Annotated in this window: 17 protein-coding genes; 13 read left to right on the top strand and 4 right to left on the bottom strand. The window is 36.2% G+C overall.

What is annotated here, in order from left to right; translation table 11 throughout:
- Positions 1-31 precede the first annotated feature (31 nt).
- The 6 genes from ACMA47_RS19170 (at position 32) to msrA (ending at position 8,940) form a co-directional block, all read left to right on the top strand.
- Entirely contained in the window at positions 32-2,191 is a 2,160-nt protein-coding gene (locus ACMA47_RS19170) for a TonB-dependent siderophore receptor (RefSeq protein WP_413931059.1), read from the top strand.
- 40 nt (positions 2,192-2,231) lie between these two features.
- Positions 2,232-3,431 carry a PepSY-associated TM helix domain-containing protein gene (locus ACMA47_RS19165; protein WP_413931058.1) on the top strand — a complete coding sequence of 400 codons (1,200 nt, stop codon included), beginning with the start codon at positions 2,232-2,234 and terminating at the stop codon, positions 3,429-3,431.
- Positions 3,431-5,545 carry a TonB-dependent receptor gene (locus tag ACMA47_RS19160; protein WP_413931057.1) on the top strand — a complete coding sequence of 705 codons (2,115 nt, stop codon included), beginning with the start codon at positions 3,431-3,433 and terminating at the stop codon, positions 5,543-5,545. Before ACMA47_RS19165 ends, ACMA47_RS19160 begins: the two co-directional genes overlap by 1 nt.
- A 51-nt stretch (positions 5,546-5,596) precedes the next feature.
- Positions 5,597-6,808 carry a PepSY-associated TM helix domain-containing protein gene (locus ACMA47_RS19155; protein ID WP_413931056.1) on the top strand — a complete coding sequence of 404 codons (1,212 nt, stop codon included), beginning with the start codon at positions 5,597-5,599 and terminating at the stop codon, positions 6,806-6,808.
- A gap of 79 nt (positions 6,809-6,887) precedes the next feature.
- Positions 6,888-7,856 (top strand): ROK family protein, encoded by a 969-nt coding sequence (locus ACMA47_RS19150; protein ID WP_034693864.1) that lies wholly within the window; start codon positions 6,888-6,890, stop codon positions 7,854-7,856.
- A 529-nt stretch (positions 7,857-8,385) separates the two neighbouring features.
- A complete protein-coding gene (gene msrA / locus ACMA47_RS19145; RefSeq protein WP_413931055.1) occupies positions 8,386-8,940 on the top strand; it encodes a peptide-methionine (S)-S-oxide reductase MsrA in 555 nt (184 codons plus the stop codon).
- Between the two features lie 193 nt (positions 8,941-9,133).
- Here the strand turns inward: msrA and ACMA47_RS19140 are convergent, their stop codons facing one another.
- Together ACMA47_RS19140 and ACMA47_RS19135 are read right to left on the bottom strand one after the other, a co-directional pair.
- Positions 9,134-10,894, bottom strand: a complete 1,761-nt coding sequence (locus ACMA47_RS19140; protein ID WP_413931054.1) for a RagB/SusD family nutrient uptake outer membrane protein — start codon at positions 10,892-10,894, stop codon at positions 9,134-9,136.
- A 13-nt stretch (positions 10,895-10,907) separates the two neighbouring features.
- Positions 10,908-13,952 (bottom strand): SusC/RagA family TonB-linked outer membrane protein, encoded by a 3,045-nt coding sequence (locus ACMA47_RS19135; protein WP_413931053.1) that lies wholly within the window; start codon positions 13,950-13,952, stop codon positions 10,908-10,910.
- Between the two features lie 329 nt (positions 13,953-14,281).
- On the opposite strand from ACMA47_RS19135, the gene ACMA47_RS19130 reads away from it, so the two are divergent.
- Positions 14,282-15,358: a phosphatidylinositol-specific phospholipase C1-like protein gene (locus ACMA47_RS19130; protein ID WP_413931052.1), complete on the top strand. Its 1,077-nt coding sequence runs from the start codon at positions 14,282-14,284 to the stop codon at positions 15,356-15,358.
- 569 nt (positions 15,359-15,927) lie between these two features.
- Here ACMA47_RS19130 and ACMA47_RS19125 read toward each other — a convergent pair.
- Positions 15,928-17,715, bottom strand: a complete 1,788-nt coding sequence (locus ACMA47_RS19125; protein ID WP_413931051.1) for a metallophosphoesterase family protein — start codon at positions 17,713-17,715, stop codon at positions 15,928-15,930.
- A gap of 74 nt (positions 17,716-17,789) precedes the next feature.
- Positions 17,790-18,629, bottom strand: a complete 840-nt coding sequence (locus tag ACMA47_RS19120) for a hypothetical protein (protein ID WP_413931050.1) — start codon at positions 18,627-18,629, stop codon at positions 17,790-17,792.
- 362 nt (positions 18,630-18,991) lie between these two features.
- Here ACMA47_RS19120 and ACMA47_RS19115 point away from each other — a divergent pair, with 362 nt between their 5' ends.
- The 6 genes from ACMA47_RS19115 to ACMA47_RS19090 all read left to right on the top strand — a co-directional run bounded on the left by ACMA47_RS19115 (position 18,992) and on the right by ACMA47_RS19090 (position 22,643).
- On the top strand, positions 18,992-19,171 hold the full coding sequence (locus ACMA47_RS19115; protein WP_413931049.1) for a hypothetical protein: 180 nt from the start codon (positions 18,992-18,994) through the stop codon (positions 19,169-19,171).
- A gap of 172 nt (positions 19,172-19,343) precedes the next feature.
- Positions 19,344-20,933, top strand: coding sequence for a tetratricopeptide repeat protein (locus tag ACMA47_RS19110; protein ID WP_413931048.1), 1,590 nt, complete (start codon positions 19,344-19,346; stop codon positions 20,931-20,933).
- A 12-nt stretch (positions 20,934-20,945) separates the two neighbouring features.
- Entirely contained in the window at positions 20,946-21,611 is a 666-nt protein-coding gene (locus ACMA47_RS19105) for a response regulator (RefSeq protein ID WP_034693881.1), read from the top strand.
- A gap of 129 nt (positions 21,612-21,740) precedes the next feature.
- Positions 21,741-21,905, top strand: coding sequence for a YegP family protein (locus ACMA47_RS19100; protein WP_413931047.1), 165 nt, complete (start codon positions 21,741-21,743; stop codon positions 21,903-21,905).
- Between the two features lie 53 nt (positions 21,906-21,958).
- Positions 21,959-22,339: a DUF6232 family protein gene (locus ACMA47_RS19095; RefSeq protein ID WP_413931046.1), complete on the top strand. Its 381-nt coding sequence runs from the start codon at positions 21,959-21,961 to the stop codon at positions 22,337-22,339.
- Between the two features lie 19 nt (positions 22,340-22,358).
- Entirely contained in the window at positions 22,359-22,643 is a 285-nt protein-coding gene (locus tag ACMA47_RS19090) for a hypothetical protein (protein WP_413931045.1), read from the top strand.
- The last annotated feature ends 32 nt before the right edge of the window (positions 22,644-22,675 follow it).

Below are 22,675 nucleotides of genomic sequence, written 5' to 3'. Positions count from 1 at the left end.
CTGTTAGAATAAATTATTCCCTTTATAAACAATGAAAAGAATAACAATAGGAGCTGCATTATTAACTTCCATGTTAAGTTTTGCACAGGAAAAAAAAGACACCATCAAATCCAACAATATTGAAGAAGTAGTTGTTAACGGAAGATATTATCAGAAATACAAACTGAATGAAGTTTCAGGTTCATTGAGAATTCAGACTCCCATTCTTGAGCTTCCTCAGAATGTACAGTCTGTGAGTGCTCAGGTTCTTGCGGATCAGATGACCCTGAACATGTCAGAAGGTATTGTTCGTAACGTAAGTGGCGCAAGAAAAGTAGAACACTGGGATAACGTGTATTCCAATGTATTCATGAGAGGTGCCAGTATTTCTACTTTTATGAACGGAATGAATGTTTCTTCTACTTGGGGACCCATCAATCCTGACGCGTCTATCATAGACAGAATAGAGTTTGTAAAAGGTCCTGCCGGATTTATGGGCTCTATGGGAGATCCAGCCGGGTTTTATAATGTAGTAACTAAAAAGCCTACCGGAAAATTTGCCAACAGTGTGCGTTTCACAACGGGAAGCTATAACCTTTTCAGAGGAGAAGCTGATCTGGATGGAGTTCTTGTAAAAGACGGGGTTTTAGACTACCGTATCAATTTAATGGGAAGCTCTAATAAATCTTGGGTGGAAAATGATAAGACAAGCAAAATCATTGTTGCTCCTTCCATTACTTTCAGACCTACAAAGACGACAACATTTACGGCTCAGTATAACTATCAATACTTAAAATTCAATCAGCCAGGAGCTTATCTGATGTCTAACGACGGATACGCTTCACTGAATGTACATACCAATTTTAATGACCCGAACTTCAAGAAAACTGAAGTAAAAGATCAGAGTTTATTCTTAAGTTTAGACCAGAAACTTTTCAAAGACTGGGTTTGGAGTACGCAATATGCTTATATGGACCTGAACTATGACGGAGGTTCTTGGTGGGGAACTTTTGATCCTAATAATAAAGATGTTTTAAACAGAACATTAAGCAACTGGCAGGCAAAAGGAAAAAATCACATTTTCCAAACCTATGTAAGAGGTAAACTTAACACAGGAAACATTGTACATAAAATTATTGCCGGATTCGATTATGGAGACAGAAAGTATAATGCAGACTTTTCATCTTTTGCCGGAGGACCATTCCCTATTAATATTTATAATGTAAATTATGGAGTAGATCCTTCAAAACTTCCTTCTTCTGATTTTTATACATTAAACACTTCTGCTCCGTTTTATAACGATCAGGGCGTAAAATATACTTCTTATTACGCTCAGGATCAGATTGAAATGTTCAATAATAAATTGAGATTAACATTAGCAGGAAGATATACAAGCGGTAAAACTTATTCCGCATATCCTAATCTAAGCCCTGGTACTCCTATTGTACCTGATACAGCTGGTGAGTTTACACCAAGAGTTGGAGTGAGTTATTCTATTAATGAAAACTTCTCTGCTTACGGTATCTATGACAAAACCTTTGTACCACAATCCGGAACAGGAATTAACAAAACTAAAATTACAGATCCTTTCAGAGGGCAGAATATTGAATTCGGATTGAAAAAAGACTGGTTCGGAGGAAAATGGAACTCTACTTTCGCAGTATACGAAATCAGAAGACAAAATATTCTTGTTGCAGGAAATTCAAATGAAAATAATGGGGCTCCTTTCCAGGTTGCTACAGGTGAGCAGAGGGCAAGAGGTTTCGAAACCGATATCAAAGGGGAAATCATCAAAGGGTTGAATATTATCATCAACTATGCTTATACAGATGCAAAAACCGTTAAAGACACAGATCCTACAAGAATTGGTATCCAGTCTCCGGGGAATGCAAAAAATGTTCAGAATACCTGGATCAACTATAGATTTGAAAATGGACTTATGAAAGGGTTCGGTATTTCAGCCGGTTATCAGTATCAAGGAGGAAGACAATCATGGTATGGAGTAAGTGCTACAAAAGATCAGAGCCTTCCGGATTATTTTGATACCAACTTCGGGGTTTCCTATGTTGCTAAGAAATTTGATGTCAATCTAATGCTGAATAATGTCCTTAACAGAAAATTGTACAGTGGTTACAGAGGAGATGCCGGCGAATATGCATGGATATACAATGCTCCGCGTAACTGGAGATTATCAATCGGATATAAATTTTAAAAAATCAAAGGTTAGCCCCTCACGGGGTTAACTTTTTGCTATGAGAAAAAAGCATCACCATAAAAAGAAAGCTCCTTCAAAAAAGTGGTCTGCCAAACTGCATCTGTGGTTTGGTTTATCTGTTGGTTTCATTGTATTTATAGTCTCTCTTTCAGGGACTTTATATGTTTTTAAGGATGAAATACATAACAGTTTACGCAAAGAAGCTATTTATCTGAAAAAAGAGGATATCGGGACAAAGCCTTTACCTATTCATCTGCTTCGTGAAAAGGTATCACTGGAGCTTAATGAAAAATATCCTGTAAGTGCTGTAGAAATTCCTTTGGATAAAAATAAATCCTACCAGTTTGAGTACTATGATAAAAGCAAAAAGGGATGGAACTATTTTCAGCAGGTACACATTAACAAATTGGTGTATGTGAATCAGTACACCGGGCAAATCCTTGCTGTTTACAATGAGAAATATGATATCTTCAGTATTCTGAAATATCTTCACTGGGGACTTCTGCTTAACTCAGAATGGGGACCGTATACGGTAGGAATTCCAACCGTACTTTTCATCGTTATGCTGGTAACAGGAATTATTTTATGGTGGCCTAAAAATAAAAATGCCAGAAAAGGACGTTTTTGGTTCAACTGGGAAAATGTAAAAAACTGGAAGCGTAAAAACTACGATCTTCATAATATCTTAGGATTCTATGCATCATTTATTGCCTTACTATTAAGTGTTACAGGGCTTTATTTTGCGTATCCCTATGTAAAAAACACCTTTACTTTTGCTTTATCCGGTTCATGGGAACTTCCAAAAGAAAAAGAAAGAAAATCTCCGGACTCTCTGATGGCAAAGAATGAAGCAATTTTTGATCTTGCCGCAGCCCAGACTGAAAAACTGTACGCAAAATCATCCAGCTTCAGAATTACCCTAAACGGAAAGAATAAAAAAGGAAAAGAACTGAAAAACCTTCCGGTAACGGTTTACGGAATGGACGGAAGATACAGTGAAAGAAACATCCTCAACTTTGATAAATACTCCGGAAAGCTACTGGCCAACAAACCTCATCACAAACTTACTACTGCCGAGAAATATTCCAATGCCAATTATGACATCCATACCGGATCCTACTTCGGAATCATTGGAAAGATCATCTGGTTTATAGCCGGCCTCACATGTACATCACTCCCTGTAACCGGATTTCTGGTTTGGTGGGGAAAAAGAAAGAAAAAAGGAAAGAAAATATAATGAAAAAAGTGCTTTTATCAGCTGCCTGCCTAGGAACTACTACCGTTTTTGCTCAGGTAAAAGATAGTTTACAAACTAAAAATGTAGACGAGGTTGTCATGACCGCCTCCAGAAAAAAGGAAAACATAAAAGAAGTTCCAAGCTCCATCACGGTGGTAGGAGAAAAACAGATTCAGTCTCAGCTGACGGTTAACTCAGATATTACAAGCATTCTGCAGTATACCGTTCCCAGTTTAGGAACCAATTCCGGACAGACTTCCAATTCCGGGCAGACATTAAGAGGTCGCCAGGTTTTGGTTTTGATTGATGGAATTCCACAGTCTACTCCACTTCGTAACGGTGCAAGAGATTTAAGGACTATTGACCCTTCAGCCATCGAAAGAATTGAGGTGATCAAAGGAGCTTCTTCCATCTATGGTAACGGAGCAGATGGAGGGATCATCAATTATATTACAAAGAGAAACAAAACAGATAAAAAAATCTCCGGAATTTCACAGATTGGTCTTACAGGACAGCCTTACGGCGGTACTTTAGGCGTAAGAGCCAGCCAGCTTTTAACCGGAAAGATCAAGAAGTTTGACTATACCCTTTCATTAGCCTACGAAAGAACAGGATATACAAAAGACGGAGACGGTGTTTTGATAAGTCCTACCTACAGCATTGCCAAGATGGACAACTATAATGGATTATTGAAAGTAGGCTATGACATCAACGAAAATCAAAGAATTGAAGCGTCTTATATTGGCTATTCTTCAAGATCAGACCTGAATGTAGGATTAAAGACAGGGAAATACGGCATCACACCTACTATTGGTGAAGGAATTGGAAAAGGACTGGAAACAACCCCTCAGGGAACTCCGAAAAACCACAATATCCGAGTGAGCTATGACAATAAGAACCTGTTTGCAGGAACTTCTTTAAATATCAACCTTTACTATCAGGATTTCAAAACGGTTTACGGATACAGTGATACCTTTTTCAACGGCGGACAGTCTAATGTCATTTCAAAAAAAGCAGGAGCGAGATTCAATTTTGACACACAGCTTTGGAACTCAGCCAACTCTCAGGCAGAAATTATCTATGGAGCTGATATTCTGAATGATGAAACAGTACAAAAGCTTGAAGACGGACGTTTCTGGACTCCGAATATGAACATGACCAATATTGCGCCTTTCGTATTGGCAAAAATTGATCTGTTTAAAAAGTTCACCATCAAAGGAGGACTTCGTTACGAGAACATCAAAGTAAATGTAGACGATTTCAATACGCTTTCTACCCTGAAAAGTGACGGAACTTTCACGAAAAGTATTCCTGTAGCGGGTGGAAAACTGAACTACAATGCTTTAGTTGGAAATATCGGTGTCCGTTATAATATTGAACCTTATATCAACCTTTTCGGAAGCTTCTCTCAGGCTTACTCTATCAATGAATTAGGAAGAATTTTAAGAACCTCAACTTCTGAAACTATCAAAAGCTTGGAAACAAAACCAATTATCGTTAACAACTACGAATTGGGAGCAACAGGACAACTTTCTAGCTGGTTGAACTATGAATTAACTTCTTATGTGAGTACCTCTAAACTGGGAGCATCATTCGTACAGAGTCCGGACAGAGCATTAATGATTCAGAGATCTCCCGAGATTGTATACGGAGTAGAAGGATTTTTACACTTTACGCCTACAAAATGGATTCAGTTTGGTGGAAGCTACAGCTGGATGGAGGGAATTACCTCTGTAAAAGATGACGGTGATTATTCAACCAAAATTAACAACAGCAGAATTTCTGCACCTAAAGTATTGGCATATGTTCAGGCAAGACCTGTTCCTGCTCTATCCGTTGGTGTTGATATGCTTCACTCTTTCCAGCAAAACAGATTCGAGCCTAATGCTAAAACGGGATTATATGCTTATGGTGAAGGATATGTTCCGGAATATACCGTTTTTAACTTCAAATCAAGTTATGAAGTTAACAACAACTGGAGACTGTCATTAGGTGTTGAAAACATTTTTAACAAAGTATATCAACCCGCTATTTCATGGTGGACAGCAAGAGACAGTGACTTCACGAATGCTCTTGGACTAAGAGGGACATTCATGATCGAATACAAATTTTAATTAATCTAAATAAAAAGTAAAGCATATCTTTGCTTTACTTTTTACTGTTATATGAAGAAAAACCATCATCATAAAAAGAAACCGGGCTTTATCAAAAAATGGTCAGCCAAGCTACACCTTTGGTTCGGATTGGGAATAGGATTTCTGATCTTTATTATCTCTATTACCGGAGCTTTATACGTATTTAAGGATGAGGTGGAAAACATCACCCGAAAAGATGTTATCTACCATCATGAGCAAAATATTGAGCAGAAACAGGTTCTTCCTATCAGAGTAATGGAAAAGGCTGTTGGGGAACAGGTCAAAGAAAAATATCCTATCCACTGGGTAAATGTTCCTATTGATAAGACGCAATCTTATATGTTCTTCTGGTATGAGCATAATACGGATGCATGGAATTATTTTGATGAATTTCCCATCTACAAACAAGCCTATGTAAATCCATACACAGGGAAAGTACTGAGAGTCTATGATGAAAAAAACGGATTCTTCAATATTGTAAAAATGATCCACTGGAGCTACCTTCTGAAACAGGATTGGGGAACATATGTCGTGGGAATTCCTGTTATCATTTTTATCATTATGCTGATCTCCGGGATTATTCTCTGGTGGCCAAAGAACAAAGCAGCAAGAAAACAACGTTTTGCCTTCAAATGGAAAAACATCAAAAGCTGGAAGCGAAAGAACTACGACCTTCATAATGTCTTAGGATTTTACGCATCAATCTTTGCTTTAATCTTCTCAATTACAGGTCTTTTCTATGCATTTTTTGTAGTACAGGCAATGATCTATGTGATATTTTCTGGTGGAGAAACCAAATACCCAGACTTTTCCCATATCAAAACAAAAGCTCCTATTGAGCTGAGAACAGAAGGAACACTGGATAAAATCATCAATACAGTACAGACAAAATATCCGGATTCTTATGGTTTCGCTATAGATTTAGGACATCCGCACATGGATGACCACGAACATCCCAACTTTGAGGTGTATGTGAAACATCTTTCTTATTCATATCATAAAAGCAGCAGCTTAATCTTTGATGAAAACTCCGGAGAATTGCTACACACTCATGATCCTAAGGACAAAAACTTTGGAGAAAAGGTGGTGAGCGCCAATTATGATATCCACGTAGGTGCTATTTTAGGACTTCCTACCAAGATTATTGCTTTTATTGTAAGTATTATCTGCGCTTCTCTTCCGGTTACCGGATTTATGATCTGGTGGGGAAGAAAAAAGAAAAAACCAATAAAAACAGCTTAAAGTATTAAATAAAACCTACTTAATAATCCATTAATACAATCTTTTTTATAATTTTAGCCCTTAGAATTTAATAATAGAAATGTCATTAATAGATTTATCAAAACAAGTTGCCCTTGGAGTTGACATCGGCGGAACCAATACTAAATTCGGAATCGTAAATCACCGTGGTGAAGTTCTGGATAAAGGAAATCTGAGAACTGATGCCTATGACAAAGTGGAAGATTTCATCGATGCTTTATATGAACATGTTCGTCCAATGATGGAAAAGTATGGTACTGAAGCACACTTTGACGGAATCGGAGTAGGCGCACCAAACGCGAACTATTACAAAGGAACCATAGAACTTGCCCCTAATCTTCCATGGAAAGGTGTTATTCCTTTCGCTGAGCTGATGACGGCAAAATTCGGTCTTCCTTGTACAGTAACCAATGATGCCAATGCTGCGGCACTGGGAGAAATGCTTTTCGGAGCAGCAAGAGGAATGAAGGATTTCATCATGATTACGCTGGGAACAGGAGTAGGAAGTGGAATTATTGCCAACGGAAGCTTAATCTATGGACATGACGGGTTTGCCGGAGAATTGGGACATACGATTGTAAAACCAGGCGGGAGAAAACACTGGAGCACAGGTTCTGAAGGAAGTCTGGAAGCCTATGCTTCTGCTACAGGAATTACTATTACAGCAAAGAAAATGAGAGCGGAGTTCCCGGAATCTATGTTGAACCAATATCCTGAAGATGAAATCAATTCCAAAACAGTATACGAATGTGCTATCAAAGAAGACCCAATTGCTATTGAAGTTTTCAGATATACTGGTCAGAAACTGGGTGAAGCAATAGCTAATTTTGTAATGTTCTCCTCACCGGAAGCTATTCTTCTATTTGGAGGAGTAATCAAAGCTGGAGATTTTATTTTAAAGCCTGCAAAACTTCATATGGAAAGAAACCTTCTTCCAATTTTCAGAAATAAAGTGAAACTGGTATTCAGTGAACTTGACGAAGCAGATGCTGCAATTCTTGGAGCGAGTGCTTTGGTTTGGGAAAAATAACTGAAAACCTTTTACATAATATAGAGCATCCTTTTTAGGGTGCTTTCTTTTTTCCCGCAGATTGTGCAGATTTTCACAGATGATTACACTTATTTTCCTTTGTGTTATTTGTGAAAAGCATTAGTGTTATTTGTGTTTAAAATCATTTGTCACATCTATCTATGATAAGATGTTTTATTTTTCCCACGGATTTCACAGATTTTCGCAGATGATTGCGCTTTATTTTCCTTGTGTTATTTGTGAAAAGCATTAGTGTTATTCGTGTTTAAAATAATTTGTCACATTCATTATTAGAAGATGTTTTATTTTTCCCACAGATTGCACAGATTTTCGCAGATGATCATGTTATATTTTCCTTGTGTTATTTGTGAAAGCATTGGTGCTATTCGTGTTTAAAACCATTTGCTACATCTATCATTGTAATTTAAGTTTAAGGTGTAAAAGCACGTTCAAATGAAAAAGTTTTTCATATTTTTGATTGGTCTTTTCCGGATTAGGAAAGGATAATAAAACAATATAATTACCAAAAATGGACAACAATAATTTAGAACAGATTACCTTCGGAGGTGGATGTTTCTGGTGTGTGGAAAGCTGTTTCAATATGCTTAAAGGAGTACAATCTGCTATTTCAGGATATTCCGGCGGACATAAAGATAACCCGACTTATCAGGAAGTTTGCACTGGAGAGACAGGACATGCAGAAGTGGTTCAGATCACTTATGATCCTGCCGTTATTTCTTACGAGCAATTGATGGATGTATTTTTCTTTTTACATGATCCTACTCAACTTAACAGACAAGGGAATGATATCGGAACTCAATACCGTTCTGTCATTTATTATAAAGATGATGCTGAAAAAGCAAAAGCTGAAGAAGCGATCAAAGTATCTCAGGAATCAGGAAGATGGACAGGAACTTATGTAACAGAGTTAACGAAATTCGATACATTCTGGCCGGCAGAGCAATATCATCAGGGATATTATAATGAAAACCCGACACAACCTTATTGCAGCGCTGTGGTTGGGCCTAAAATCCAGAAGTTCAAAAAGCATTTCGGAGAACTGGGAATGTTGAATGCAGAGTAAAACATTGAATGTTTTAAGTTTTGGCTAAAGCCAATAGATGGTAGAGGTTTTTTGATTAAACGGGCTGAAGCCCGTTCCTATTGATGTTTAAATTTTAGCAGGATATTCACAAAACCCATATAAAATAACAGAAGCGAAGAGGAGATCTCTTCGCTTCTTGTTTGGCACAAAAATAATTGTTTATATAAAGAAACTAATATCCGGGGTTTTGGGTAAAGTCTTTTGAAGCATCAATGGTGGCCTGAGGAATAGGGAAAATCCTTCTATAAGGCTGGGAAGCTGGTTTAGCTGTTCCCGGCAAATCAAATTTCTTGAATCTGATCATCGCCTTTCTTCTATACATTTCCCAATACAGTTCATATCCTGATTCTTTGAACAATGTATTTTCATCCAAAGAAGCAATAGCTACTCCCGGAGCATTATTCTTTAAAGCATCATTTGTTCTGCTTGTTCTCAGTTTATTGACATCCGCCAAAGCTGCAGCTAGGTTTCCACTTCTTAAGTAAGCTTCTGCTCTCATCATATAGATCGTTCCTAATCTGTACAATGGCACATCCATTCCGCTTGTTCCGTTATTTCCATAGCCCGGATCAAATTCAAACTTGAAATTTCTTACGCCTCTATTGATCTGAGCTTGTGTAAATACAGATTCTGAAGGGTTGTCAAAATTCAGTTCAGGAGTGAAGTCTGCAGCGAGTGTTGTATTTTTTTCAGTAAATAATTTGTAAACTTTAATTCTTCCGTCTGGAGTCATATCAAAATTTCCGTCTGAAAGAATTTTAGGACCGTATTGCTGTCCCACCTGCAATCCTCTGTTGAAATGAAACCATGGTTTTCCAGTTCCCTCTACTTTACTGGAAGAAGGGACACTTACATCCGTTCCGTCATTTCTGAACCATGTTCCGTCCGCATATTGATAAGATCTTTGAAAGCGTGGATCATCATGATTTCCGTTCCATGAATAATAGAATTCCGGGGTGATACACGATGCATTGGTTCCTCTGTTATCCGGTGACGGTTTCTGAATTCTCTCCATAGACATATACGCCAGGTCATTATCTGAAGTTTGGTCTGTATTTTTCTTCTGAACAATGGAAAAAATCATTTCCTTGCTTGTATCATTATTGATATCAAAATTGTGGAAATAATTGGATTCCAGACTGAAGTTCGAATTATTGATCAACAGATTGGAATATTCAATTACTTTATCCATATCTGTTCCCGAACCCGTCACAGCCTGCTCTAAAAAGTTGAATGACCCTGCCGTTTTATTTTTCAAAACCGCTCTGTTCAGATACATATCTGCCAGGAATGCATACGCTGCCTGTTTGGTAAATCTTCCTGCATGCGTATTTTGTGTTTTGATATCTGCAAGATTGGGAATAAGCCCTTCCACTTCAGTAATTAAAGCATCAATGGTAGTCTCTGCTTTTCTGATCTGAATAGGAGCATTAATATTACCTGGATCTCTGTAAGGAGCCTGCCCGAAAAGATCAATCGTTGTATAGGTATAATAGGCCAATAGTCCTTTTGCTTCTGCTAAAAATAAAGCTCTGTTAGTACCGTTGCTTTTTTCAATACTTGAAATGGCTGTCAGAGACTTTGTTATCCCGAAGTTCAGGGAATTCCAGGTAGTTTTTACAACGTCACTGCTGGCATCCCATGAGAATTCGTGCATGGCTCTCCATTTTCCGCCATCACCCCAGTCACTTCCTCTTGTGGGTAATAATGCTTCATCAGTAGAATATTCCTGCAAAGCGAAAACATTTCCATGGTCTACAAAAGTTCCGTCTCCCAGCTGGCTGTAAGCAGCAGCAAGAGCTGCCTCAGGATCTGCCGTTTCAGAGCCCAATACCTCATCGATTACTTTTTCATCCAGATTGGTACATCCCATTAAAGACAGTACAGCAAAGGATAAAACAATTGTATTTAGATTTAAAAATTTAGATTTCATGATTTCTTTTCAATTAAAATTTAACAGTAGCTCCCAAAATGAAAGTCTTTGCAGAAGGATATGTGGTGTAATCAATTCCCAGAGACTGGTTTCCACTCACCTGTTTGTTAGTATCCACCAATGGATCATATCCTGAATAGCTTGTAAGAGTCATCAGGTTTTGTGCACTTACATACAAATTGATGCTTCTCAAAAACTTCAGTTGGCTGGTATCAAAAGTGTATCCTATTCTTACGTTATTCAGTCTGATAAAGTCTGACTTTTCAAGATAAAGGGATGATAACTGAGGCTGGTTGGTGAAGTTCGCTCCTGATTCATAGAAGTTTTTCAACACGTTTCTGTCTGAAGCTAAGTTGTTGATATTTAAATCCAATGCAGTATTATTCACAAGGTAGCCACCTGTCTGTCCGATGAAGGAGAATGAGAAATCAAACTTCTTATATTTCATGTAAGAATTAATCCCAAAAGTGAAATTCGGAATCGCTCCTTCAAAGATTTTCCTGTCATTCTGATCAATTCTTCCATCATTATTTACATCTTCATAGATATATTTTCCATTCGCATCTACTCCTAAATAGTTCAGCATATAGAAAGAACCTGCTTCGTAGCCATTTCTGTAGATATTGGCCGTCACGCCGGAAAGTCCGGGCCCTGAAACTTCTCCTGAATAAATCGCTGAAACCGGAAGGTCTTTCACCACGTTATTCACCGTAGCACCATTGACATCAAAGTTCCATGTAAAATTTTCAGTTTTGATAATTTCTGAACCTAAAGAGAATTCAAATCCTTTATTAACAATCTTTGCATCTACATTTTTCCACACTGTACTTGTAGGACTTAACGGTCTGGAAGGGATATTCAGAATCGGATCTTTCGTTACTTTGTTGTAGTATTCTAGTGATCCATATAATTTGTTCCTCCATAAGCTGAAGTCTGCTCCGATATTGGTCTGCTCCACTACTTCCCACTTCAGATCAGGATTAGGAGTTCTGTTGATCACGACTCCATTGATGAGGTTCAGATTATCATACAAATAATATCCTCCGGATGGCGACAGAGAAGAACTCGCCTGCGTAATCTTGTTCGGAACTTCCTGATTTCCGGTTTGTCCCCAGCTTCCTCTTAATTTTAATTCATTGATGATTTGAGAATCTTTCAGGAAATTTTCATTAGAAACAGTCCAGCCTACTGCTACAGATGGGAAATATCCATATTTGTTGTTTTGACCGAAACGGGTAGAACCGTCTGCTCTCAATGAAGCGGTTAATAAGTATTTTTTATCAAAATTATAGTTTACCCTTCCGAAATAAGACTGCAATTCATTCTCCTGAGCATAACCCGCTGCCGGAATAAAGGCTTCCCCCGAATATCCAGGATTAATTTCCGGAGCAATCCCCGCTCCCTGATTGGCAATATTCTTTAATCCGAAATAGGTTCCTGTAGTTTTAAACTTTTGATAAGAAAAACCACCTAACAAGCTGAAATTATGTTTATTTAAACTAAGATCATAGGTTAAGTAATGTTCTAAAAGTACGTTATAAGAATCCAGATTAGCCTGAACATACATTCCCTTTGGGGTTCTGTCTGTAATATTCGGGTACATGGTTGTATTTCTTTCAGACATTGTTTTATCAATTCCTAGATTGAACTTATAATTCAACCCGGGTAAGATTCTCAACGTGGCTTCTGTATTCCCCAACACCCGGAATGTATTGGTTTTATCATTGTAAACGCTCAACAGATACAATGGATTGTAATGAGCATTCATATTAAAGTTGGTAAAGTTTCCGTTCTGATCATATACGGAACGTGTAGGATTGGCCATCAAAGCATGGATAATCACCTGACCGTCTGAACCTGCATTGGCTCCGTTCGGGATTCCGGTTTCTTTGATATCACTTGCCGTAAGATTGAGCTTAATCTTTAATCTTTTATTATCAAAGAAAGATTCTTCTGCATTCAAACGGGCTGTGGTTCTTTTGAAACCACTGTTCAGAATAATACCATCCTGATCCATATGAGAAATGGAGGCAAAATAATTTCCGGTTTCCGTAGATTTTGAAAATGACACAGAATGGTTGGAAGACACGGCATTTCTGAAAATTTCATCCTGCCAGTCTGTGTTTCCGCCATGGTCGTATAATTTGTTGATTCCTGCTGATCTGTATTCATAAGCGGTCATGAGATCTAATTTTTTTATAACTGAAGAAAAGCCTAAATAGGTGTCATAGGTAAACAAGGGTTCACCTTTTTTTCCTCTTTTTGTCGTTACCAAAACAACACCGTTTGATCCTCTTGCTCCGTAGATGGCTGCTGCAGAAGCATCTTTTAAAACTGTGATGGATTCAATATCACTGGTATTTAAAAAGTTCAGTGGGTTCTTGGCCTGAGCATTTCCTAAACCGATATTCGGGCCTGTGGCACTTACGGCATCGTTGCTCAAAGGAACTCCGTCTACAACAAATAAAGGAGTACTTCCGCTTCGGATAGACCCGATCCCTCTGATGGAAACATTCACTCCCGCTCCAGGCTCACCGCTCGACTGAACGATACGGACACCCGCGATTTTTCCCTGCATCAGGTTATCAACGGAAATATTCATTCCTTCTTTGAAATTTTCTGCTTTAAGCTGGCTTACGGCTCCTGTTAGGTCAGATTTTTTCTGAGAACCATATCCAACCAACGTAACTTCTTCAATGGAAGTAGATCCTTTTTGAGGCATTAATTGTATGGAAACTGAAGTACTGGAGATTTTCACCATCTGAATTCCATATCCTTCCAAAGAAATGGATAAGGTCTGTCCCATGTTGGCAGAAACGGTAAATCTTCCTGATGCATCAGTAGAAGCTGTATCTCCGGTTTCTACCACCGTGATTTTTGCCCCTTCAATGGCCGCTCCTTTCTGATCCGTTACAGTTCCGGAAATGGTTTCGTTTACCTGCGAAAACACAGGATAGTTTGAAGTAAATCCTTTCGCATCAGCTTGGTTCGCCACCAAAAAAATTAATGCAATCGGAATTAGCTTTTTAAACTTAAAAAAATTAATTTTGTGGTACATATCAATAAGTAAAGTAATTGCAAGACGTTACATTGCTTATCAAAAAGCCGCTGTTGTTCCCGCAACAGTGGTTTTCTTTTCAGGCAACGGTTAGTTTTTATTTCGGCATACAAAGTAAAAGGATCTGCCCCAAATCTATTTTAACATAATATTATCTTAAAGTCAACAAAATATAAATATCTCAAATTGAGATAATAAAAACAAACTAAATATCAAACATTTACAACCATTCATTTTTTCAAGATTTACAGAATTTTAAAAATTACTTAACATAATATATAAATCATCTCCTGTAAAGAGTAATTAATTTCGCATAAAAATGTATCGAAATGAAAAAGGCTGTTCTATTGAGTGTCTGTTTATCTTCATTCAACCTGTTTTGGTCACAATTTAGCAATCCCAATGATTTAAAAATTAATGAGATTCAGGTCATTGGCTCTCATAATTCCTATAAAAAAGCGATCCTTCCTGAAGTATATGCCTATTTATCTCAAAAAGATACGCTGAACGTTTTACCGAGGATTCAGTATGAGCACATCCCTATTCCTCAGCAACTGGATTTGGGGCTAAGAAATCTGGAAATCGATGTCTATGCAGATAGTAAAGGAGGAAAATTTGCCCATCCGAAAATTCTGGATCTGGTAAAAACAACCGAACCTTTTGATCCGGAAGGTAAAATGAAGAAGCCGGGTTATAAAATAATTCATATTACGGATATTGATTATCAAACCTGGTATTATACATTAGAGGATTGTCTGAAGGATTTAAAAAAATGGTCAGATCAACATCCTGATCATGATCCGGTTTTTATCACCCTTGAGCCCAAAGATGGAAAAGCCAATCAGTTCGGAACAGAACCAGAACATTATACCCCAAAACTTTTTGATGATCTGGATAATGAACTGATAAAATATCTGGGAAAAGATAAAGTTATTACCCCGGATGATATCCGCGGTTCTTATTCAACATTGAATGAAGCTGTTGTAAAGAAAAACTGGCCAAAAGTAAAAAACGTAAAAGGAAAATTCCTGTTTGTAATGGATAATAACGGGGAAAACAGGAATTTATATATCAAAGATCATCCTTCATTAAAAGGAAGAATGATTTTTACCAATTCTACTCCAGGAACTCCTGAGTCTGCTATTTTGTTTATGAATGAACCTCAAAAAGACGGGACTGCCATAAAAGATCTGGTTAAACAAGGATATATCATCCGTACCCGAGCTGATGCAGATACCATGGAGGCACGAAGGGAAGACTATTCAAGATTTGAGAAAGCCAAAGAAAGCGGAGCACAAATTATTACAACCGATTATTATTATCCCAGCAAATTATTCAAATCCAATTATAAGGTAAGTTTTGACAACAACACTTATGAAAGAATGAACCCTGTAACAGGAAAATAGTCCTGTTTGCTATTAGATTTATAATTGAGGAGGCTGTCTGATTGGGCAGCCTTTCTGTTTTTAAACACGAATAACACCAATGCTTTTCACAAACAACACAGGAAAATAGAATGCAATTTCTTGCATTTCATCTCCGCAAAGTATTTTAAAACAGTTAGTATTAGCAATGTCATGCTGAGTTGAGTCGAAGCATTTTAATTTTAAACACGAATAGCACCAATGCTTTTCACAAATAACACAAGGAAAATAAAGCGCAATCATCTGCGAAAATCTGTGAAATCCGTGGGAAAAATAAAGCATCTTATCACAGATAGATAGATAGATAGATAGATAGATAGATAGATGTGACAAATGATTAAACACAAATAACACTAATGCTTTTCACAAATAATACAAGGAAAATAAAGCGCAATCATCTGCGAAAATCTGTGAAATCCGTGGGAAAAATAAAACATCTTATAATAGATAAATGTGACAAATTATTTTAAACACGGATAACACTACTGTCTTTCACAAATAAGCACAAATATTCTACTCACATAAGCCGAATGTTTATAAAGCCCTATGATTTATAGCTTCCTTATTTCTTTACGCTTCAAATCTATTTCAAAATGGTCTGCCGGATCTCCGCTGGAAAGTAATGAAAGGATTTTGAAAACAGATTTTAACTGTTGAATCAATGGGTCTTTCGAGTTGTTTTCCTTGTACAAATCTTCCAATAGCTGATATTGTTTCAGCCTTTCCTCAGGAATGTCATTTTTTGCAAGCTCATCAGCCGATTGAAATTTATAGATATCCAATAACAGATCATCAAAAGACCATTTTTCAAAAGTTTCTGAATTGATTTGCTTCTCATTCAACTGATTTTTATTTTGAATAAGTAAAAGAAGATCTTCCCCATTTAAATCTTTAGTCTTTTCAATAAACTCTTTTGGCCAGTCATCCGGAATCATTCGAAGACGAACCAGTTCTTTTAAATGAAAGAGCATGAAATCATGATAGGATTTTGTCTTTAGAATATCTTTATTCCAAAGCATTTTATCTGCATTACTTTGTAAGACCTCATATTCTTTTTCATACAAAGCAAACAGCTCATTGAAACGGGGAACTTCATTTAAAACTTCAGTTTGAACTTCCATCTTCTGAGGAGATTGTATAGTCAGAATTTTATATGCTGGCAGGTAAGCCGCCAATGAAGGCACCTGAACATTCACTAAAATAGTATCCCCTACTTTCCTTATTCCTGTATCATTTATATGCATGTGACCCGCAAAGTGAATTTGCAAACCCGCATCAGCAAACACTTTTGCTACTTCTTCCCGGGGAACGCGTTCCAATTGCCATTTTTTTTCTCCTAGCAGCCCTTTAATTTTCTGGGTTGCTCCATCATTGAAATTAATCATAGGATAATGAGTAAATGCAATAAGGGTTTTATTGTTTTTCTTTGCTTCAGCAGCCAGTTTTTTTACCCATTGAATTAAATGCTGCTTGTTTGTGAGCACATTATTATAACCAATACTCGCTCCCTTATAGTTGGAAGCGTTTTCAGGGCGTTCATTGATATTTTTCGGAATATAAGTATTTCCGTCAATAGCGACAAGCCATACATCTTTCACAGGTTCAACAACATAACTCAAATCCGGAACAAAAAAACCTTTAGCCACTTCATACATTCTTTGGGAATAATCTGCTATCTGCACTCCTTTTTTGTACGTATAGTTTTTAAAAGAATCCTGGTCGAAAGGAGTGCTCCAGTACAAGTCTTCTTTTTGGGGATAAAATCCAAAGTCTTTTAATTCATTTAAAATCTCAAGATATCCGGATTCTGCAATATCTTTTGTAATGACTTTATCTGTTGATTTACTGATACTTTCTTTACTGTAAATCCCTAATGGCTTTCCATTTTGCCCAAGAAAATCATCTTTACCTCCGTCATTTCGAAACGGCCCCACAGGATCATGGTTTCCTGTCGTCAAATAAAAGTTAATCCCATACTTTTCGTGATATTGCTGTAAAATTCTATGAAGCCCGCGAAGGTTATAAGCCTGTCCATCATCCGAAAAATCACCGGGCATGGCTACAATTTTAATTCCTTTTGCCCCAATATCATCCAAAGCCTTAAGAAAAGCAAAATAGTTCTCATTGAAGATTCTTGTGGAATGCAATTGAGAATCCATCGTTCTCAGAATTGTTGGTTTTCCTGTTTTGGGATTTATAATTCCTTTAAAACTGTTATCCGAAAAACTTCCGTACAAATCCTGGAAATGCACATCTGAAAGAAAAGCGATCTGTACAGGTTTCTGCGCCGAAAAAAGGATAGATATAAAAATTAAACTGGAGAATATTATTTTATTCATCTTAAAATAAGACGAAATTACATGAATAGATAAGGAGTTGTCTTAATTGAATTTTAAATTATTGTGAAGGAAATTTATTCTGAAGGGCTCATCTCAGGTTTTATACCGGAATATTTTCTAATGATATATTCCGTAGCAGGTTTTAGTTCTTTTTTATTTTCAGGGTCAATTCCATCCATGGTAAAAAATTCAACTTTCCCATTAACCTTTGAATACCATGTTTTTCCCAATGCATTTTCCACTGTGAGGGTATCTTTCCTTGTAATACGTTTAAAATATTTAATCTGAATATTATCTTTAGGAACAACCCCCAATACAGGATTGTCTTCTTTGCAGTCCGTCAGTTTATATTCACTTTGATCCCAATACATACAATTCTTTTCCACTACAGGCAACGTCAAAAAATTGAATGGACCATATCCATTTCTATTTCCTGATGAGCAATAATAATTACCTATTAAAAATCCTCCCAACATCAATATCCCTACAAGACCAAAACTATTTTGTCTGACAAACTCAGGCATTTTAAAGTGCTGTTCATTAATGATATTGATATTGATCTTTGAAAGTCTTTCCGATATAATCTCCTCATCCTGATCCACACTTATTTTTACAGTAGTCAGATTTTTTTTTTCATCATTTTTGATAAAAGTCCTTGTAAAATCTGTAAAATCTTTGTAGCCGATATACTGGCTCATTTTATTCAGTCTCTCAGGTTCAATATTCCTGCAGCTATTGCCTTCTACAAAGTCTTCATAATACCGTATGAAGGTTTTCTCTGAAATATCATAGAATTTCAGGTTATCAATAAAACAAAGATGCAGATAAGTAGCCAGTCCACTTTTTGTGGTTTTCTCTGACTCTCTCCTTGCCTGCTCAAATACTTCATTAATCAGTAGTTTTTTCTTGGACATATACAGTGTTTTCGGGCATTACAAAGTAGATGATTTTCAATCACACCACATTACGGATTTCCGTAATAACTCCACGCTTACTTACTGTCTATTGATGTCTATGTTTTGTCTAACATCCCTCTTCTTTTTTGCTGCAAATTTGCTTCAGAAATCAACAAAAAAATAACAAAAACTGATTTCAGAAAAACCAGAGAAAACAGAGATTAAACTCCGGATTGGGAAGCAGATGTTTCTTCTCCGTTTTTAAAGGTTCACTTCCCTAAAAATTAAGAAGCGCTTCGAAATTTTAACAGTGTACAGCTTGCGATAAATACTTCGTGAGAGGAAGAAATACGATTTCAACTTCGAAAATTTTAAAGGAAATGATCCAAATTATAATGATGCTATTAGGATTAGCATTTTCAGATAATAATACTAACACTTCAACAACTGATAACAATAATTACGAATCCCCAACAATGAACCTTTCAACCGGAACATTGGGAATGGCACCAGAAGACACAAGCGGCGAAACAGGACAGATTTTGCCTCCAAAAAAATAATTAAACAAAAGGGCAATGAAAATTGTCCTTTTTTTAATACCTTTAGTTGCTATCAATTATTATCATGTATGCTGGTTTTAAATTTCTAGGAATCTTTCTTTTATTCATTAGCTGTAATTTTTCCGAAAACAGGAATCCTCCGGTAAAGGCCCCTTCAACTGAAGCGGACAAAATGTACAATGAAGCAGCTTCTTTATACAATAATGATAATGTAAAGGCATTTACACTCCTTTCAAAAGCGGAAAGTATCTATAAGCTTAAGAATGATTCCGCCAATATTGCATCCTGTTTAACCTTGAAGGCTATTATACTGAATGATATCGGAGATTATCTTAGCAGTAATGAAAGAGCTATTGATGCACTATCCTTTTTAAAACTTCCTGAAGACTCGGCCTATCTTCCTTCCATTTATAATAACCTTGCGATATCCGAAAAAAATCTCAAACATTATTCTGAGGCTCTCAACTGGTATCATAAAGCTTTACAGGTAAGTTCGGATAATTTTCAGAAAATCACAATCAAAAATAATATTGCCGACACCTACGGAAAACAGAAAAGCTACCCGCAGGCCATCAATATTTACCAATCTCTTCTCAAGAATAAAACGCTACAAAAAAATGAGATTGATTATGCCAGAATTTTAGATAATTACAATTATATCAGCTGGCTTGAAAATAATAATTATAAGGCAGAACAAGGCTTGTTAGCCGCAGTTGTTTTAAGACAAAAAATCAATGATAAGTCTGGTCTTATATCCAGTCATTCTCATCTTGCTGAATATTATCTACGCTTAGATAGGGCTAAAGCATTGTATCATATCAATGAAAAATATCGTTTAGCAAAGGCGATCAAAAATCCCAATGACAGATTAGAGGCCCTTGACTTTCTGGTAAAAAATGACAAAGGAATCCACTTACAAGGTTACTTTACAGAGTATCAACAACTTAATGACAGCATTCAATTATCAAGAGATAAAGCAAAAAACAGATTTGCTCTGATAGAATTTGATGTAGAAAAAAAGAAAGCTGAAAATCTTTTGCTTCAGAAGGGACTCGTCCAAAAGGAGTATCAAATCACTAAAAAGAATATTTTAATTATAAGTATAAGTTTAGGAACGCTTGCTCTAATAATCGGCGCTTTCTTTTGGTATAAAAAACGTAAACAGACCATGCTTTTAGAGTCCGACAATAAGTTAAAAGAACAGCAGCTAAAAGTTTCCAAGAAAATTCACGATGTAGTAGCCAACGGTATTTATCAGGTAATGACCAAGATCGAAAACCAGGAAGATTTTGATAAAGAAAAAATACTTGACGAATTGGAGTTTGTATATGAAAAGTCAAGAGATATTTCCTATGAGAAGGCTGCCCCCGAAAATAAATCTGAGTTCAGTAAGAGAATATCCACTCTTATTGCATCTTTTAATAATGAAAATGTAAAGACTTACCTTGCTGGAAATGATGAAAATATATGGAAAACCTTGAAAGAATTTACCCGGGAAGAAATCTATCAGGTGATGCGGGAACTCCTGATCAATATGAAAAAGCATAGCCAGGCCACCCTTGTTGCTTTTAAATTTGAAAGAAAAAATAACAGGATACAAATTCAGTATACAGACAATGGTATCGGCATTTCAGAAGGAATTACTTACAAAAATGGTTTAACAAATACGGATTCCCGTATTGAAGCTATCCATGGAGAAATTATTTTTGATACCGAAACCGAAAAGGGGTTGAAAATTTATATTTCATTTCCTGCTTCTTAAAAAAGAAAAAGAATGTTCAAAAAAATTTTAATAGCTGAAGATCACGAAAGCAGCAGTATTTCTGTACAGAAAACATTAGAAGACCTTAGTATTTCCAACACAGATTATGTCTATTATTGTGATGATGCATTAGCTAAAATTCAAAAATCCATTCGTGAAGATGATCTTTATGATTTGTTAATTACAGATCTTTCTTTTGAAGAAGACCATAATATACAAAATCTTAAAGACGGAAAAGAGCTGATAAAGACCATTAAAGAACTACATCCTTCATTGAAAGTCATTGTTTTTTCTGCAGAACATAGATCCGGGGTGATAGACAGCCTTTTTAACGAATATGGAATTAATGGTTTTGTTCGCAAGGCCCGAAATGATTCAAAAGAGTTGAAAAAAGCAATTGCTTCAACCTATGTAGACGAAAATTATCTTTCACTGGATCTTAAACAGGAGGTAAAGAAGCTCAACAATTATGAATTCTCTACTTATGATATTACTTTAGTATCTCTTTTGTCTCAGGGAGTTTTACAGAAAAACATCCCTGTTTATCTCCAAAATAACGATATTAAACCCAATAGTTTAAGCAGTGTAGAGAAAAAACTGAACAGTATGAAAGAAGATCTTCAGATAACAAGTAATGAACAGCTTGTTGCTTTTTGTAAAGATTTGGGAATTATTTAATCTTTACCGTAACCTCTCTTGCATATAAACCTTTCATTTTTTGGAAGGTTTTTTTGTTTTACGGTTTTCCGTAAGGATTGATTTTTAGAGGATTGTACTTTTAGAAAGTTAATCAATAAATAATTTTTTATGAGTTCACAAAATGACAAATGGGAATTTTATCAAGATTCCGAAACTAAGTGGAGATGGAGAAGAACAGCTTCTAATGGAAGAATTGTTGGAGCTTCAACACAAGGCTATGTAAATAAATCCGATTGTATTGCTAATGCAAGACTAAATGGATATACAGGATAGCATTTTAGAAAGTCTCAAAATTGAGACTTTCTTTTAATTAAAAATATTAAATAATGGAATCTACCACCCAAAATGAAACGATATTTTACCATGACAGTTCTATAAAAGTTACACAGTCAAGGTATATAACACATTCGAAAACATATGCTATGAGGAATATCTCTTCTGTTTATATTTTTGAAATTATTAAAAGTAAAAACAAAGCCCTTCTACTGATCATTGTAGGTTTTATCCTCCTTTTCTCAAAAGAGATTTTTTGGCTGGGAATAATAATTTTAATTCTAGGTTTTTGGTGGATTTACACTATTAAAAATGAATATGCAGTCCGAATAAGTACAAATGCTGGAGAAGTTAATAGTATTATATCAAAAGACAGAAATTATATTCAAAAAATTGTAAATGCTTTAAATGAAGCTATTATTCATCGAGGATAAACAATATTAAAGAAACACTATGAAAAAACTGATTTTTACAGGACTTTTAGGTCTAGGATTATTACTGCCTTACAATCTTTCTGCTTATAACTCAACCAGTGTATTTGCAAAAGAATTTTCTAGCAAAAAACCTAAAAAAAGTAAAACTAACAAAAAAAGCAGGTCAAAAAAATCATCTTCTTCAAGCAAAGGCTGCTCTTATAACGGACAACAATTATATGTGGGATCCAGAGGAGGATGCTATTATTATTCAGGAAGCAATAAGCAATATGTAGATAGGTCATATTGTGCTAGCTGTAATTAATAGATCACCCACAAATATTTAGGAATTATTTA

The sequence above is a fragment of the Chryseobacterium sp. T20 genome (assembly GCF_047345655.1).
Lineage (GTDB): Bacteria > Bacteroidota > Bacteroidia > Flavobacteriales > Weeksellaceae > Chryseobacterium.
The sequence above is the reverse complement of the archived record's forward strand: the minus strand, read 5'-3'. Positions and strand labels throughout refer to the sequence as shown.

What these genes read in the sequence shown, in the direction of transcription:
- ACMA47_RS19130 (WP_413931052.1), top strand. Translation starts at nt 14,282, where the DNA reads ATGAAAAAGGCTGTTCTATTGAGTGTCTGTTTATCTTCATTCAACCTG.
- ACMA47_RS19105 (WP_034693881.1), top strand. Translation starts at nt 20,946, where the DNA reads ATGTTCAAAAAAATTTTAATAGCTGAAGATCACGAAAGCAGCAGTATT.
- ACMA47_RS19125 (WP_413931051.1), bottom strand. Translation starts at nt 17,715, where the DNA reads ATGAATAAAATAATATTCTCCAGTTTAATTTTTATATCTATCCTTTTT.
- ACMA47_RS19120 (WP_413931050.1), bottom strand. Translation starts at nt 18,629, where the DNA reads ATGTCCAAGAAAAAACTACTGATTAATGAAGTATTTGAGCAGGCAAGG.
- ACMA47_RS19170 (WP_413931059.1), top strand. Translation starts at nt 32, where the DNA reads ATGAAAAGAATAACAATAGGAGCTGCATTATTAACTTCCATGTTAAGT.
- ACMA47_RS19160 (WP_413931057.1), top strand. Translation starts at nt 3,431, where the DNA reads ATGAAAAAAGTGCTTTTATCAGCTGCCTGCCTAGGAACTACTACCGTT.
- msrA (WP_413931055.1), top strand. Translation starts at nt 8,386, where the DNA reads ATGGACAACAATAATTTAGAACAGATTACCTTCGGAGGTGGATGTTTC.
- ACMA47_RS19095 (WP_413931046.1), top strand. Translation starts at nt 21,959, where the DNA reads ATGGAATCTACCACCCAAAATGAAACGATATTTTACCATGACAGTTCT.
- ACMA47_RS19140 (WP_413931054.1), bottom strand. Translation starts at nt 10,894, where the DNA reads ATGAAATCTAAATTTTTAAATCTAAATACAATTGTTTTATCCTTTGCT.
- ACMA47_RS19165 (WP_413931058.1), top strand. Translation starts at nt 2,232, where the DNA reads ATGAGAAAAAAGCATCACCATAAAAAGAAAGCTCCTTCAAAAAAGTGG.
- ACMA47_RS19155 (WP_413931056.1), top strand. Translation starts at nt 5,597, where the DNA reads ATGAAGAAAAACCATCATCATAAAAAGAAACCGGGCTTTATCAAAAAA.
- ACMA47_RS19090 (WP_413931045.1), top strand. Translation starts at nt 22,359, where the DNA reads ATGAAAAAACTGATTTTTACAGGACTTTTAGGTCTAGGATTATTACTG.
- ACMA47_RS19150 (WP_034693864.1), top strand. Translation starts at nt 6,888, where the DNA reads ATGTCATTAATAGATTTATCAAAACAAGTTGCCCTTGGAGTTGACATC.
- ACMA47_RS19135 (WP_413931053.1), bottom strand. Translation starts at nt 13,952, where the DNA reads ATGTACCACAAAATTAATTTTTTTAAGTTTAAAAAGCTAATTCCGATT.
- ACMA47_RS19110 (WP_413931048.1), top strand. Translation starts at nt 19,344, where the DNA reads ATGTACAATGAAGCAGCTTCTTTATACAATAATGATAATGTAAAGGCA.
- ACMA47_RS19115 (WP_413931049.1), top strand. Translation starts at nt 18,992, where the DNA reads ATGATCCAAATTATAATGATGCTATTAGGATTAGCATTTTCAGATAAT.
- ACMA47_RS19100 (WP_413931047.1), top strand. Translation starts at nt 21,741, where the DNA reads ATGAGTTCACAAAATGACAAATGGGAATTTTATCAAGATTCCGAAACT.